The sequence below is a fragment of the Humibacillus xanthopallidus genome (assembly GCF_044793955.1).
Lineage (GTDB): Bacteria > Actinomycetota > Actinomycetes > Actinomycetales > Dermatophilaceae > Humibacillus > Humibacillus xanthopallidus_C.
Window position 1 is genome coordinate 1620694 of sequence record NZ_CP084995.1, and the last position, 15483, is coordinate 1636176.

The following is a 15483-nucleotide window of genomic DNA, read 5'->3' on the forward strand; positions in this document are numbered from 1 at the left end:
GCCAGACTAGTTGCGGCCCCCACGCGGGCACGACGCGCACTCGCGCATCCCGGGCAGCGCATAGATGAAGCAGCACGACACCCGCTGCGGCGCGGGCCCGACCGCCACCCCGGCCGCGCCGTCGGCCAGCCGCACAGCCGTCTGCCACACGTCGTCGACGACACCCCACCGTTGCCGCGAGCCCATGACGACGTCGGGTGCGAAGTCGCGCACGACGTCCTCCACCAGCCGGAGGTATGCCGTCCGGGCCAGTTCCAGCGCCTGCTCGGCCGACGCACGGGCCGCCGACTCACGCCCGCCCGGCGCAGCGGGCTCGGGCCCACACGGCGGCGCAGACTCCAGCGAGAGCCGGTCCGGGTCGACGACGATGCGGTGCGGGTGCAGGCCCGGCGCCAGCTCGAAACCCAGCCCACCCGGGTCGGGCACGACGACCCCCTCGCCGAGCCGGACGGCATACGCGAGCGGGGTGGCGGCGACCTCGCACCACCACTGGAGCACGAAGGCTGCGGGCACGTGCGGCGGCACCGGCACCCCGTGGAGCCGCTCCTGCTGCGCCTGCAGCGCGGCGCGCCACGGCTCCAGCGGGTCGCCGCCGGAGCGCGCCAGCGAGGCCACCTCGCCCACCCACACCGTCGCGTCGGAGCCCTGCGTGACGATGGACGTGAAGGGCAGTGCGCGGTCGATGCGACCGAGCACGCGCAGGGCGGCTGCGTGCGGCACGGGCTCGCTCACGGGTCTCCGTCCGGGTCGATGGCGTCTCGATGAGGGGTCGATGCGGGTTGCTGTCAGGGTCGGGTTGGTGGTCGGCGGCGGGGCCAGCGCCATCCTCTCGCTAGAATCCGGTGCTCGTGACCCAGCCCGCCCTCTCGATCCCGTTCGAGGCCATCGCCCGAGCCGTCTCCGAGCACGGTGCGGAGCTCGTCGCGATCCGGCGGGACCTGCACACCCACCCCGAGCTCGCCCGCGGCGAGGTGCGCACCACCTCGGTCGTCGCCGAGCGGCTGGAGCGGGCCGGCATCGGCGTGCGCCACCTGCGCGGCACGGGCCTCGTCGCCGACATCGGTGCACCCCAGCCGGCGCGTCGGATTGCCCTGCGCGCCGACATCGACGCGCTGCCCATCCGCGAGCAGACCGGCCTCGACTTCGCGTCACGCACCGACGGCGTCAGCCACGCGTGCGGCCACGACGTGCACACCACGGCCCTGATCGGCGCGGCCCTCGCCCTGCGCTCCGTCGAGGACCGCCTCGTCGCCGCGGGCATCGGCGCCCGGCTCGTCTTCCAGCCCGCCGAGGAGGTCATGCCCGGAGGGGCCGAGGACGTCGTCGCCCAGGACGGTCTCGTCGGGGTCGACCGCATCTTCGCGCTGCACTGCGACCCCTCGCTCGACGTCGGCCAGGTCGGCCTGCGCGTCGGCGCGATCACGGCAGCGGCCGACCAGGTCGAGGTCACCCTCTCGGGCCGAGGCGGCCACACGTCAAGGCCCCACCTGACGCAGGACCTCACGTATGCGCTCGCCAAGGTCGTCACCGAAGTCCCCGGAGTGCTCTCGCGCCGGCTCGACCCGCGCGCCGGGGCCGCGCTCGTCTGGGGCTCGGTGCACTCGGGCGGTGCCTACAACGTCATCCCGGCCATCGGCAAGGTCGGCGGCACGCTCCGCATGCTCGACGCGAGCGTGTGGGAGGGCGTCGAGCGGCTGCTCGAGGAGGTCGTCCACGCGGTCGTGGCGCCGTATGCCGTGCAGGCCGAGGTCTTCATCACCAAGGGCGTGCCCCCGGTCGTCAACGACGCCGCGTGCATCGACTCGCTCACCGCGGCGGTCGCCGGGGCGGGCGCCCACGTCGCGCCGACGCCGCAGTCCCTGGGCGGCGAGGACTTCGCGTGGTATCTCACCCACGTGCCCGGTGCCATGGCCCGGCTCGGCACCCGCACCGCAGGCGGGCCGACCTACGACCTGCACCGCGGCGACCTCGTCGTCGACGAGACCGCGATCACGGTGGGGGCCCGCACTCTCGCAGGGGCGGTCTTCACCTCGGCCGCCTCGGCTGCAGGCTCGGCGGGGCTTGGTGGGGTTGCTCCACTGGCTGCGGTCGCGGATCGGTAACACTTCCCGGTAGATGCCGGTGAAGGTGCAGATCCTGTCGGGCGCGGGTCTACAGTTCCGTGCTATGTGGGCCGATGTCGTCGTCGGCCCCGCTGAATTTAAGGAGCACCCCTTGCGTCACGCAACCAAGGTCGCGGCTGTCGTCGCCGCTGCCGCGCTGGGCCTCACGGCCTGCGGAAGCAGCACCAACGAGACCCCCGCCCCCGGCAGCACCGCCGGCGGCACGAGCGCGGCCAGCGGCGAGAAGCTCGTCGTCGGCATCGCCTACGGCGTCGGTGGCCGCGGCGACCAGTCGTTCAACGCGTCCGCTGCTGCCGGCCTCGACAAGGCCAAGGCCGAGCTCGGCGTCGAGTTCAAGGAGGCGACGCAGGTCAACGGCGAGAGCGAGGCCGCGACCCAGGAGCGTCTGCAGCAGTTCGTCGACGCGGGCGCGACCCACGTCATCGGTGTCGGCTTCGCCTATGCCAAGGCCATCGGTGCGGCCGCCAAGGCCAACCCCGACGTCAAGTTCGCGATCATCGACGACGCCTCGGCCGACTCCGCCGGCGCCAACGTCGCGCAGCTGACCTTCGCCGAGGAGCAGGGCTCCTTCCTCGTCGGCGCCGCCGCCGCCCTCAAGTCGAAGACCAACCAGGTCGGCTTCGTCGGTGGCGTCGCGACCGACCTCATCAAGAAGTTCGAGGCCGGCTTCATCGCGGGCGCCAAGGCCGCCAACCCGGCCATCACCGTCAAGAGCCAGTACCTCTCGCAGCCGCCGGACTTCTCGGGCTTCAACGACCCCGCCAAGGGCAAGACGGCCGCCGAGGGCCTCTACCAGGGCGGCGCCGACGTCGTCTACCACGCTGCCGGTGGCTCGGGCTCGGGTGTCTTCACCGCTGCCAAGGCCGCGGGCGCGCTCGCGATCGGTGTCGACTCCGACCAGGCCCTGACGGCCACGCCCGACGTGCGTGACGTCATCCTCACCTCGATGATCAAGAAGGTCGACGTCGCGGTCTACGACTTCCTCAAGGCCGGCTCCGAGGGCAACGACCTGACGGGCAACAAGATCTTCGACCTCAAGGCCGGCGGTGTCGACTACGCGACCACCGGTGGCAAGGTCGATGACATCAAGACCAAGCTCGACGAGTACAAGGCCAAGATCGTCGCGGGCGAGATCACCGTCCCGACGGCCCCCTGATCCCCGCTGATCAGAGCCTGACCCCGCTTGGCTGACCGGTGCGCCCAGAGCGTCACCAGCCAGATTCCTGAGAAGGGCGACACGGCCCGCGTGGCGCGGTAGCGTCATCGCGGGCCGTGTCCGTCCCCGGCTCAGGGAGCCGCCACCTCCGCCCGGACCCCGCGCCCGGGCCCGGACGAGGAGTTGTCGCCATCACTGCTGCAGCACCCCAGCGAGCCGCCGATCCGGCTGCGAGCGAGAACGCCGTCGAGCTCGAGGGGATCACCAAGCGCTTCCCCGGCGTCGTGGCCAACAAGGACATCAGCTTCGCGGTGCGCCGCGGCACCGTCCACGCCATCGTCGGCGAGAACGGCGCCGGCAAGTCGACGCTGATGAAGATCCTCTACGGCGTGCAACGACCCGACGAGGGCACGATCCACGTCGACGGTCGCGAGGTGCACCTCTCCTCGCCATCCGACGCGATCGACGCCGGCATCGGCATGGTGTTCCAGCACTTCCAGCTGGCCGACAACTTCACCGTCCTCGAGAACGTCGTCCTCGGCGCCGAGAAGCTGCACGGCATCGGCGACGCCGCGCGGCGCGAGATCCGCCGCATCTCCGACGACTACGGGCTCGACGTCGACCCCGACGCCCTCGTCGAGGACCTCGGCGTCGGCGCCCGCCAGCGCATCGAGATCCTCAAGGTGCTCTACCGCGGGGCCAAGGTCATCATCCTCGACGAGCCGACCGCGGTCCTCGTGCCGCAGGAGGTCGAGGAGCTCTTCGACAACCTGCGTGACCTCAAGTCCGAGGGCCTCACCGTCCTGTTCATCTCGCACAAGCTCGACGAGGTGCTGTCGGTCGCCGACGCCATCACGGTCATCCGCCGCGGCACCACCGTCGACACGGTCGACCCGGCGTCGGTCAACGCCCGCCAGCTCGCGGAGCTGATGGTCGGCGCCGAGCTGCCGACGCCGGCGACGGAGGAGTCCACCGTCACCGACCGGGTCGTGCTGCGCACCGAGGACATCGTCCTCGAGGGGGTCGGCACCAGCCGCAACGTGCTCGACGGCATCTCCCTGACGATCCACGCCGGTGAGGTGCTCGGCATCGCGGGCGTCGAGGGCAACGGCCAGGCCGAGCTCGTCGAGGTCATCATGGGCATGCGCGAGCCCACGTCGGGTCTCGTCTTCCTCGACGGCATCGACATCTCCGACTGGCGCACCCGCGAGATCCGCGAGGCCGGTGTCGCCTACATCCCCGAGGACCGCCACCGCCACGGCCTGCTGCTCGAGGCCCCTCTGTGGGAGAACCGCATCCTCGGCCACCAGACCGAGGAGCCCAACGCCAAGGGCTTCATCATCAACGCCGCCGGCGCCAAGGCCGACACGGAGCGCATCGTCAAGGACTACGACGTCCGCACCCCTTCGATCTACGTCAAGGCCGGCTCGCTCTCGGGCGGCAACCAGCAGAAGCTCATCGTCGGGCGCGAGATGAGCCATCAGCCCAAGGTCCTCGTCGCCTCCCACCCGACCCGGGGCGTCGACGTCGGCGCTCAGGCGAGCATCTGGGACATCATCCGCCAGGCCCGTCGCGACGGGCTCGCCGTGCTGCTGATCTCCGCCGACCTCGAGGAGCTCATCGGCCTGTCCGACACGATCGAGGTCATCCTCCGGGGCCGGCTCACCGGCACCTTCGACCCCGACACGGTGACCGCCGAGGACCTCGGTGCCGCCATGACGGGAGCCGCGAGCGCCGCCGGCCCGGCTGATGCCGCGACCACGCCCGCCGCGACTGATGGCACCCCGACGGACCCGACCGCGACCGACTCCACCCCGACCGACTCCACGCCGACCGACTCCACGCCGACGGACCCCACCCCGACCGACCACGCTGGCGACGTCGAGGAGAGCCGATGAGCACCTTCAACCCGCGCAAGGCCCTGCTGGGCCTCGCGGCGCCCGTCCTGGCCCTGCTCGTCGCCTTCCTCGTCACGTCGGGGATCCTGCTCGCCCTCGGTGACCCCGTCGTCGAGGTCTGGCAGACCATCCTGTCGTGGCCGCGCCCGCGCCAGCTCGTCCAGATCGTCAACGGCGCGACCGTCTACTACCTCTCCGCGGTCGCGGTTGCGGTCGGCTTCCGGATGAACCTCTTCAACATCGGCGTCGACGGGCAGTACCGCATCGCCGCCTTCGCCGGAGCCCTCTTCGCCGGCCAGGCGTGGTTCCCCGGACCGCTCAACGTGCTGCTGACCCTCGTCGTGGCGATGGTGGCCGGTGGCATCTGGGCCGGCATCGCGGCCTACCTCAAGGTCAAGCGCGGCATCTCCGAGGTGATCAGCACGATCATGCTCAACGCGATCGCCACCGGCGTCGTGCAGTGGCTGCTGCTCAAGGTGGCCGTCAAGCAGCCGGGCAGCAACACCATCTCGACCCAGCCGATCCCCGAGTCGTCGCGCCTCGAGGGGCTCGCGCTCATCCCCGGTGCGACCAACAAGGTCTACACCCTGCTCATCCTCGCCGTGGTCGTCGGCTTCGCCTACTGGTTCTTCATCGGCAAGACGCGCTTCGGCTTCGACCTGCGGGCCACCGGCCAGTCCGAGACTGCTGCGGTCGCGAGCGGCGTCAAGGTGCCCCGGATGGTCGTCTCGACACTCGTCATCTCGGGCGCCCTCGCCGGGCTCATCGGCATGCCGCTGCTCTTCGGCCAGGACTACAGCTACGGCACGACCTTCCAGGCCGGGCTCGGCTTCGCCGGCATCGGCATCGCGCTGCTCGGTCGCAACCACCCCCTCGGCATCGCGGTCGCCGCGCTGCTCTGGTCCTTCCTCGACGTGCAGTCGAACGCCCTCCAGATCCGCGCAGGCGTGGCCTCTGAGGTCGTCTTCATCATCCAGGGCGTCATCCTCTTCGCCGTCGTCATCGCCTACGAGCTCATCCGCCGCGCCGACGTGCGGCTCGAGCAGCAGCGCGTCGCGAGGGAGCTGGCCGGCACCAGATCCGATGCCCCGACCGTGGAAGGAGCGTCCGCATGAGCGCCTCCGGACTCAGCGTGGGCACCGAGGTCGTGCCCGAGAACACCCCGATGCGCAAGCGTGGCCTGGGCCTCAACCGGATGCAGTGGGTCGGCGTCTTCCTCGCTGCCGTCTTCGTCGTGTCGGTGCTCCGGGTCGTCACCGGCGCCAACGACATCGACTCCTCCGGCCTGCTCATCGCCGCCTTCGGGCTCGCCGTGCCCATCGCCCTCGCCGGCCTGGGCGGCCTCTGGTCGGAGCGTGCGGGCGTCGTCAACATCGGCCTCGAGGGCATGATGATCCTCGGCACGTGGGGCGCCGGCTTCCTCGGGTACCACATGGGCCCGTGGTGGGGCCTCGTCGGCGCGATCGTCGGCGGCGTGATCGGCGGCTTCGTGCACGCCGTCGCCACCGTGACCTTCGGGGTCGACCACATCGTCTCCGGTGTCGCCCTCAACATCGTCGCGCTCGGCTTCGCGAAGTACCTCTCCGTCCGCTTCTTCAGCACGCTGCCCGGCGGTGGTCCCACCCAGTCGCCGCCGCTGCCGGAGCTGCCGACGGTCACCGTGCCGGGTCTCTCCGACGCGCTCGGCTCGCTCGAGCAGCAACGCATCTTCTTCGTCTCCGACCTCGCCGGCATCCTGCGGGCCTTCTGCACCAACATGTCGGTCGTGACGATCCTCGCGGTGCTGCTCTTCGTGCTGACGTGGTGGCTGCTGTGGCGCACCGCCTTCGGGCTGCGGCTGCGGTCGGTGGGAGAGTCGCCCGTCGCCGCGGAGTCGCTCGGTGTCAACGTGCTGCGCTACAAGTTCATCGCGGTGCTCGTCTCCGGTGGCCTCGCCGGTCTCGGCGGTGGCTTCCTCGCCCTCGTCGCGGCCAACGTCTTCCGCGACGGCCAGACCGGTGGTCGCGGCTACATCGGCCTCGCGGCGATGATCTTCGGCAACTGGCGTCCGGGCGGCCTGCTTGCCGGGTCCGCGCTCTTCGGCTACACCGACGCGGCCCAGCTGCGCGGCGGTGGCACGACCGTCCACGCCTTCTTGCTGCTGCTCGCGCTGCTGCTGGTCGGCATCGGCGTCTGGCAGATCGTGCGCAAGGGCCGCAAGGTCCAGGGCATCCTCGCCATCGTCGTCGGTCTGGTCGTCGGCACGTGGTACGCCCTGACCGACGTCATCCCGCCGGAGCTCTCGGGCACGACGCCCTACGTCACGACGCTGCTCGTGCTCGCCTTCGCCTCGCAACGCCTCCGGATGCCGGCGGCCGACGGGCAGGTCTATCGCAAGGGTGAGGGCCACTAGTGGGCCCGTCGCACCCCCCTGAGCGCACTGAGCCCACAGCCGACGGCACGTCTGCGACGGAGCCGGCCCCGCGGCATACCCCCGCTGGTGCCGGGGAGCCCGGCGACACCGCAGGGGTCGACTGGGAGACCCTGCGGGTGCGTGCCGTCGCGATGATGGAGCGGGCCTATGCGCCCTACTCGCACTTCCCCGTCGGGGTGGCCGGCCTGGTCGACGACGGCCGCGTCGTCGCCGGGTGCAACGTCGAGAACGCCGCCTACGGCGTCGCCCTGTGCGCGGAGTGCGGCATGGTCTCGGAGCTGCACGCCACGGGCGGCGGCCGCCTGACGGCGGTCTACTGCGTGGGGGGCGACGGACTTCCGCTCATGGCGTGCGGCAGGTGCCGGCAGCTGCTCTGGGAGAACGGTGGACCGACCTGCCTGGTCATGACCCCGGAGGGCGTGCTGCCCATGTCGCAGGTGCTTCCGCAGGCCTTCGGCCCCGACAACCTCACCCTCGGGGGCCCGCGGGCATGAGCACCCCGCGCCCCCGCAGCCCCCGGTCGCGGCGGTCCCCGACACAAATCCACGGGTATGCGTGAGGATGAGGTCGTGAGCGAAGCCTTCGATGCCGTCGACGTCATCTCTGCCAAGCGCGACCGGGAGGAGCTGTCCGACGCCCAGATCGACTGGGTGATCGACGCCTACACCCGCGGGGCCGTGGCCGAGGAGCAGATGTCGGCCCTCGCGATGGCGATCTACCTCAACGGGATGAGCCCGAGGGAGATCGCGCGCTGGGCCGACGCGATGATCCGCTCGGGCGAGCGGCTCGACTTCTCGGGGCTCTCCCGTCCCACGAGCGACAAGCACTCGACCGGGGGAGTGGGCGACAAGATCACGCTCCCGCTTGCACCGCTCGTCGCCGCGTGCGGCGTGGCCGTGCCGCAGCTCTCGGGTCGAGGCCTCGGGCACACCGGGGGCACGCTCGACAAGCTGGAGTCGATCCCGGGCTGGCGGGCCTCACTGTCCAACGAGGAGATGCTCGCGCAGCTCGAGGACGTCGGCGCGGTGATCTGCGCAGCGGGCACAGGGCTCGCGCCCGCCGACAAGAAGCTGTATGCGTTGCGTGACGTGACCGGGACCGTCTCGTGCGTGCCCCTCATCGCCACCTCCATCATGAGCAAGAAGATCGCCGAGGGCACCGGCTCGCTCGTGCTCGACGTCAAGGTGGGCTCCGGCGCGTTCATGAAGGAGCTGGGCCAGGCGCGTGAGCTCGCCGAGACCATGGTGCGACTCGGCACCGACGCGGGGGTCAGGACCGTTGCCCTGCTCACCAACATGCAGACCCCGCTGGGGCTGACCGCCGGCAACGCGCTCGAGGTGCGCGAGTCGGTCGAGGTGCTCGAGGGCGGGGGGCCGCCTGACGTCGTGGAGCTGACCCTGGCGCTGGCGCGCGAGATGGTGGCTGCGGCCGGCCGTGATGACGTCGACCCCGCTGACGCGCTGGCCGACGGGCGTGCCATGGACGTGTGGCGTCGGATGATTCGCGCCCAGGGTGGTGATCCGGACGCGGAACTGCCCGTGGCCCGCGAGACCCACGTCGTGCAGGCGCCGGCTGACGGTGTGCTCGTGCAGCTCGATGCGCTCGCGGTGGGTGTGGCCGCCTGGCGCCTCGGCGCGGGACGAGCCCGCAAGGAGGACCCGGTGCAGGCCGGGGCGGGAGTCGAGATCCACGCCAAGCCGGGAGCGGTGGTGCGTGGGGGAGAGCCGCTGCTCACCCTGCACACCGACGAGCCGGAGCGCTTCGAGCGAGCGATGGCTGCGCTCGAGGGAGGCTTCCTCATCGCCCCGGAGGGGTCGAGGCCCGATTTGCCGCCGATCGTCATCGAACGCGTCTCCTGAGGGCATTCACGCAGGTCAGCGGCCCGTGTGTGGTCCTGGCGAGGGGCTCCGGAGGGCCGATTAGGCGTTTGCCGCGGGGCCCGTGTAATGTTCTCTTCGTCAGCCCGACAGGGAGGAACGGACGCCACCGCGGCGGTGAGAGATCACCGAGCGAAGTTGGCCGGTCCCGGGGCTGATCCCCAAGACAGATGGACGGTCGGTTCGCCCGGTCGTTTGGTCGAGGGGCCCGCCTCTGGCGGGTCCGACCCGGTGCGGCTCCTTGGAGCCGGAGCGAGTTTGACTCCCTCAGGACTGGCGGGTAACTTTGATGGTCTTGCCCCTGACCGTCGCTCACGAAGCGATGTGACGGTGCGCGTCCGATTCTTGAGAACTCAACAGCGTGTCAAATAATCGATGCCAATTACCTCGTCTCGGGGCCTGGCTGGTCGCGCCTTTTGGTGTGGTTGGTGGGTTTCGGGGTGAATTATCCTTTGGTTGAAACGGATGAAACAGCTTTATTGCTGGTTTGTTCGGCTTCAGCTGGGTTTCGGATCCTTCATGGGTTCAAGTTTTTGCTCACTGTCGTTTCGGTGGTGGGTGTTTGAACATCAACGGAGAGTTTGATCCTGGCTCAGGACGAACGCTGGCGGCGTGCTTAACACATGCAAGTCGAACGGTGACGACAGGGCTTGCCTTGTCTGATCAGTGGCGAACGGGTGAGTAACACGTGAGTAACCTGCCCCAGACTCTGGGATAACCCCGGGAAACCGGAGCTAATACCGGATATGACCCTCGCATGCATGTGCAGGGGGTGGAAAGTTTTTCGGTCTGGGATGGACTCGCGGCCTATCAGCTTGTTGGTGAGGTAGTGGCTCACCAAGGCGACGACGGGTAGCCGGCCTGAGAGGGCGACCGGCCACACTGGGACTGAGACACGGCCCAGACTCCTACGGGAGGCAGCAGTGGGGAATATTGCACAATGGGCGGAAGCCTGATGCAGCGACGCCGCGTGAGGGATGACGGCCTTCGGGTTGTAAACCTCTTTCAGCAGGGAAGAAGCGAAAGTGACGGTACCTGCAGAAGAAGCACCGGCTAACTACGTGCCAGCAGCCGCGGTAATACGTAGGGTGCGAGCGTTGTCCGGAATTATTGGGCGTAAAGAGCTTGTAGGCGGTTTGTCGCGTCTGCTGTGAAAATCCGGGGCTCAACCCCGGACTTGCAGTGGGTACGGGCAGACTAGAGTGTGGTAGGGGAGACTGGAATTCCTGGTGTAGCGGTGGAATGCGCAGATATCAGGAGGAACACCGATGGCGAAGGCAGGTCTCTGGGCCACTACTGACGCTGAGAAGCGAAAGCATGGGGAGCGAACAGGATTAGATACCCTGGTAGTCCATGCCGTAAACGTTGGGAACTAGGTGTGGGTCTCATTCCACGAGATCCGTGCCGCAGCTAACGCATTAAGTTCCCCGCCTGGGGAGTACGGCCGCAAGGCTAAAACTCAAAGGAATTGACGGGGGCCCGCACAAGCGGCGGAGCATGCGGATTAATTCGATGCAACGCGAAGAACCTTACCAAGGCTTGACATACACCGGAATCACTCAGAGATGGGTGCGTCTTCGGACTGGTGTACAGGTGGTGCATGGTTGTCGTCAGCTCGTGTCGTGAGATGTTGGGTTAAGTCCCGCAACGAGCGCAACCCTCGTTCCATGTTGCCAGCAACACCTTTTAGGTGGTTGGGGACTCATGGGAGACTGCCGGGGTCAACTCGGAGGAAGGTGGGGATGACGTCAAATCATCATGCCCCTTATGTCTTGGGCTTCACGCATGCTACAATGGCCGGTACAAAGGGCTGCGATACCGCAAGGTGGAGCGAATCCCAAAAAACCGGTCTCAGTTCGGATTGGGGTCTGCAACTCGACCCCATGAAGTCGGAGTCGCTAGTAATCGCAGATCAGCAACGCTGCGGTGAATACGTTCCCGGGCCTTGTACACACCGCCCGTCAAGTCACGAAAGTCGGTAACACCCGAAGCCGGTGGCCCAACCCTTGTGGGGGGAGCCGTCGAAGGTGGGACTGGCGATTGGGACTAAGTCGTAACAAGGTAGCCGTACCGGAAGGTGCGGCTGGATCACCTCCTTTCTAAGGAGCATCTGCCCACGGGGTCTCTTCGGAGGTGTCGTGGTCCAGAGCCCGGTCTGTCCCCGAGTGTGGGGCAGCGGGTGCTCAAGGGTGGAACATCGATTGTTGGACATCGACGCTGGTCGTCACACACAAGTACAAGTGGAGCTCTGCTCCACAGTGGAACGTGGTGGTGGTCGGGGTGGGTGTCCGTGACACGTTGTTGGGTCCTGAAGGATCGGGCGACACGCAGTGCGTCCTGGTGGAGCTGAGGCTTCGTCGGGGTGTGGTGTGTGCCGGCTGGTTTCTTCTGGTCGTGGGCCTCACCGATGCTCGAGTGTTTGCTCGGGTGGGTGTGGGGTGCCGGTTGTATGTTGAGAACTTCACAGTGGACGCGAGCATCTTTAGTAGTGTTCAAGTTTTTAAGGGCACACGGTGGATGCCTTGGCACCAGGAACCGAAGAAGGACGTAGGAATCTGCGATAAGCCTCGGGTAGTCGATAACCAGACTGTGATCCGAGGATTTCCGAATGGGGAAACCCGGCTGGAGGCAAGTCCAGTCACCCGCACCTGAATATATAGGGTGTGTGGAGGGAACGTGGGGAAGTGAAACATCTCAGTACCCACAGGAAGAGAAAACAACAGTGATTCCGTGAGTAGTGGCGAGCGAAAGCGGATGAGGCTAAACCGGGCGTGTGTGATAGCTGTCAGGCGTTGCATGTCCGGGGTCGTGGGACCCGCCAGTCGGTGCTGACAAGCCGGCAGGGAGTAAAAAATCTGCGTCATAGTCGAAGAGCATTGAATGGCTCGGCACAGAGGGTGCGACCCCCGTAGACGAAATGGTGTGGACTCCCGGTGGATTTCCCAAGTAGCACGGGGCCCGAGAAATCCCGTGTGAATCTGGCAGGACCACCTGCTAAGCCTAAATATTCCCTGGTGACCGATAGCGGACAAGTACCGTGAGGGAAAGGTGAAAAGTACCCCGGGAGGGGAGTGAAATAGATCCTGAAACCGTGTGCCTACAATCCGTTGGAGCCTCCCGTCGTTGGACGTGTGGGGTGACAGCGTGCCTTTTGAAGAATGAGCCTGCGAGTTAGTGCTCAGTGGCGAGGTTAACCCGTGTGGGGAAGCCGTAGCGAAAGCGAGTCCGAATAGGGCGTTTGAGTCGCTGGGTCTAGACCCGAAGCGGAGTGATCTACCCATGGCCAGGTTGAAGCGCAGGTAAGACTGCGTGGAGGACCGAACCCACTTAGGTTGAAAACTGAGGGGATGAGCTGTGGGTAGGGGTGAAAGGCCAATCAAACTCCGTGATAGCTGGTTCTCCCCGAAATGCATTTAGGTGCAGCGTCACGTGTTTCTTGCCGGAGGTAGAGCTACTGGATAGCTAATGGGCCTCACCAGGTTACTGACGTTAGCCAAACTCCGAATGCCGGTAAGTGAGAGCGTGGCAGTGAGACTGCGGGGGATAAGCTCCGTAGTCGAGAGGGAAACAGCCCAGATCACCAGCTAAGGTCCCTAAGCGTGTGCTAAGTGGGAAAGGATGTGGAGTTGCTGTGACAACCAGGAGGTTGGCTTAGAAGCAGCCACCCTTGAAAGAGTGCGTAATAGCTCACTGGTCAAGTGATTCCGCGCCGACAATGTAGCGGGGCTCAAGCACACCACCGAAGCTGTGGCATTGACATATTTGCTCGGCACCGACACCTGCGGGTTCGGTGTCCAGGCGTGTTGATGGGTAGGGGAGCGTCGTGTGGCCAGGGAAGCGGCGGTGTGAACCAGCCGTGGAGGCCACACGAGTGAGAATGCAGGCATGAGTAGCGAATGACGGGCGAGAAACCCGTCCGCCGAATAACCAAGGGTTCCAGGGTCAAGCTAATCTGCCCTGGGTAAGTCGGGACCTAAGGCGAGGCCGACAGGCGTAGTCGATGGACATCCGGTTGATATTCCGGAACCGGCGAAGAACCGCCCATGACGAACCGAGTGATGCTAAGTGCCTGAAGCACGCCCACCGGACCTTCGGGTCCATCGGGTGTGTGGAGCGCACGACCCGACCTGGTAGTAGTCAAGCGATGGAGTGACGCAGGAAGGTAGCCTCCGCGTGGCGATGGTAGTCCACGTCCAAGGGTGTAGGGCGCGGTCCAGGCAAATCCGGACCGCCGCATTGAGTTGCATGCCTGAGACCTGATAGTGACCGCGAATGCGGGAAGAGGGTGATCCTATGCTGCCAAGAAAAACTTCTAGCGAGGTTCGAGCCGCCCGTACCCCAAACCGACTCAGGTGGTTAGGTAGAGAATACCAAGGCGATCGAGTGAATCGTGGTTAAGGAATTCGGCAAAATACCCCCGTAACTTCGGGAGAAGGGGGGCCCTGATCGTGACGACACTTGCTGTCCGAGCGTGATCGGCCGCAGAGACCAGGGAGAAGCGACTGTTTACTAAAAACACAGGTCCGTGCCAAGTCGCAAGACGATGTATACGGACTGACGCCTGCCCGGTGCTGGAACGTTAAGGGGACCGGTTAGCCTCACGGCGAAGCTGAGAACTTAAGCGCCAGTAAACGGCGGTGGTAACTATAACCATCCTAAGGTAGCGAAATTCCTTGTCGGGTAAGTTCCGACCTGCACGAATGGCGTAACGACTTCTCCACTGTCTCAACCACGAACTCGGCGAAATTGCACTACGAGTAAAGATGCTCGTTACGCGCAGCAGGACGGAAAGACCCCGGGACCTTTACTACAGCTTGGTATTGGTGTTCGGTACGGCTTGTGTAGGATAGGTGGGAGACTGTGAAGCCGTCACGTCAGTGATGGTGGAGTCAACGTTGAAATACCACTCTGGTCGTTCTGGATATCTAACCTCGGTCCGTGATCCGGATCAGGGACAGTGCCTGGTGGGTAGTTTAACTGGGGCGGTTGCCTCCTAAAAGGTAACGGAGGCGCCCAAAGGTTCCCTCAGCCTGGTTGGTAATCAGGTTTCGAGTGTAAGTGCACAAGGGAGCTTGACTGTGAGACAGACATGTCGAGCAGGGACGAAAGTCGGGACTAGTGATCCGGCGGTGGCTTGTGGAAGCGCCGTCGCTCAACGGATAAAAGGTACCCCGGGGATAACAGGCTGATCTTGCCCAAGAGTCCATATCGACGGCATGGTTTGGCACCTCGATGTCGGCTCGTCGCATCCTGGGGCTGGAGTAGGTCCCAAGGGTTGGGCTGTTCGCCCATTAAAGCGGTACGCGAGCTGGGTTTAGAACGTCGTGAGACAGTTCGGTCCCTATCCGCTGTGCGCGTAGGAAACTTGAGAAAGGCTGTCCCTAGTACGAGAGGACCGGGATGGACGAACCACTGGTGTGTCAGTTGTTCCGCCAGGAGCACCGCTGATTAGCTACGTTCGGAAGTGATAACCGCTGAAAGCATCTAAGCGGGAAGCACGTTTCAAGATGAGGTTTCCAGGCCCGCGAGGGCGAGAGGCTCCCAGCTAGACTACTGGGTTGATAGGCCGGACGTGGAAGCACAGTAATGTGTGGAGCTGACCGGTACTAATAAGCCGATGACTTGACTCACAAAGATGCTACGCGTCCACTGTGCAGTTCCCGAGATACAAACGGGTCCTGCAAACAACACAAAACCCCACCCCCACCGGTGTCACGACCGGGAAGGGCGGGAGGTTTGCGGCACAACCACGACCTTGATATCTCCATAGAGTTACGGCTGCCATAGCGAAGGGGAAACGCCCGGCTCCATTCCGAACCCGGAAGCTAAGCCCTTCAGCGCCGATGGTACTGCACTGGTGACGGTGTGGGAGAGTAGGACGCAGCCGGACATACTTTCAGACAACCCCGCCGGGTCTCCCGGCGGGGTTGTCGCATTCCCATGCCGTTTTCCAATGTGCGACGCTCACTCCGCGGCCCCGGAACGGCCCCTTTCCGGCCCGGCCCTACTGTGTCGG

General features: G+C 66.0%; 8 protein-coding genes and 3 rRNA genes. 10 read left to right on the forward strand and 1 reads right to left on the reverse strand.

Translation table 11 applies throughout. From position 1 onward, the window contains the following. Nucleotides 1-6: 6 nt before the first annotated feature. Nucleotides 7-732 (reverse strand): (2Fe-2S)-binding protein, encoded by a 726-nt coding sequence (locus LG278_RS07235; protein WP_404392373.1) that lies wholly within the window; start codon nucleotides 730-732, stop codon nucleotides 7-9. Between the two features lie 116 nt (nucleotides 733-848). Here LG278_RS07235 and LG278_RS07240 point away from each other — a divergent pair, with 116 nt between their 5' ends. The 10 genes from LG278_RS07240 (at nucleotide 849) to rrf (ending at nucleotide 15357) form a co-directional block, all read left to right on the forward strand. Next, nucleotides 849-2102 (forward strand): amidohydrolase, encoded by a 1254-nt coding sequence (locus tag LG278_RS07240; protein WP_404392375.1) that lies wholly within the window; start codon nucleotides 849-851, stop codon nucleotides 2100-2102. A gap of 13 nt (nucleotides 2103-2115) precedes the next feature. Beyond that, entirely contained in the window at nucleotides 2116-3279 is a 1164-nt protein-coding gene (locus LG278_RS07245; RefSeq protein ID WP_404392377.1) for a BMP family protein, read from the forward strand. A gap of 284 nt (nucleotides 3280-3563) precedes the next feature. Continuing rightward, nucleotides 3564-5177: an ABC transporter ATP-binding protein gene (locus LG278_RS07250; RefSeq protein ID WP_404393565.1), complete on the forward strand. Its 1614-nt coding sequence runs from the start codon at nucleotides 3564-3566 to the stop codon at nucleotides 5175-5177. After that, nucleotides 5174-6292, forward strand: coding sequence for an ABC transporter permease (locus LG278_RS07255; protein ID WP_404392379.1), 1119 nt, complete (start codon nucleotides 5174-5176; stop codon nucleotides 6290-6292). The genes LG278_RS07250 and LG278_RS07255 overlap by 4 nt, the downstream gene beginning before the upstream one ends. Beyond that, entirely contained in the window at nucleotides 6289-7569 is a 1281-nt protein-coding gene (locus LG278_RS07260) for an ABC transporter permease (protein ID WP_404392381.1), read from the forward strand. Before LG278_RS07255 ends, LG278_RS07260 begins: the two co-directional genes overlap by 4 nt. A 152-nt stretch (nucleotides 7570-7721) precedes the next feature. Then, nucleotides 7722-8084, forward strand: a complete 363-nt coding sequence (locus LG278_RS07265) for a cytidine deaminase (RefSeq protein WP_404393567.1) — start codon at nucleotides 7722-7724, stop codon at nucleotides 8082-8084. Nucleotides 8085-8159: 75 nt separating this feature from the next. After that, entirely contained in the window at nucleotides 8160-9449 is a 1290-nt protein-coding gene (locus tag LG278_RS07270; RefSeq protein WP_404392383.1) for a thymidine phosphorylase, read from the forward strand. A gap of 587 nt (nucleotides 9450-10036) precedes the next feature. Beyond that, nucleotides 10037-11566, forward strand: a 16S ribosomal RNA gene (locus tag LG278_RS07275). A gap of 391 nt (nucleotides 11567-11957) precedes the next feature. Next, nucleotides 11958-15097, forward strand: a 23S ribosomal RNA gene (locus tag LG278_RS07280). A gap of 143 nt (nucleotides 15098-15240) precedes the next feature. After that, nucleotides 15241-15357 (forward strand): 5S ribosomal RNA (gene rrf / locus LG278_RS07285). The 16S, 23S and 5S rRNA genes sit together here, the layout of an rRNA operon. The last annotated feature ends 126 nt before the right edge of the window (nucleotides 15358-15483 follow it).

Coding starts and splice junctions, on each gene's coding strand:
- LG278_RS07245 (WP_404392377.1), top strand. CDS start 2,116: ATGCCGGTGAAGGTGCAGATCCTGTCGGGCGCGGGTCTACAGTTCCGT.
- LG278_RS07255 (WP_404392379.1), top strand. CDS start 5,174: ATGAGCACCTTCAACCCGCGCAAGGCCCTGCTGGGCCTCGCGGCGCCC.
- LG278_RS07260 (WP_404392381.1), top strand. CDS start 6,289: ATGAGCGCCTCCGGACTCAGCGTGGGCACCGAGGTCGTGCCCGAGAAC.
- LG278_RS07265 (WP_404393567.1), top strand. CDS start 7,722: ATGATGGAGCGGGCCTATGCGCCCTACTCGCACTTCCCCGTCGGGGTG.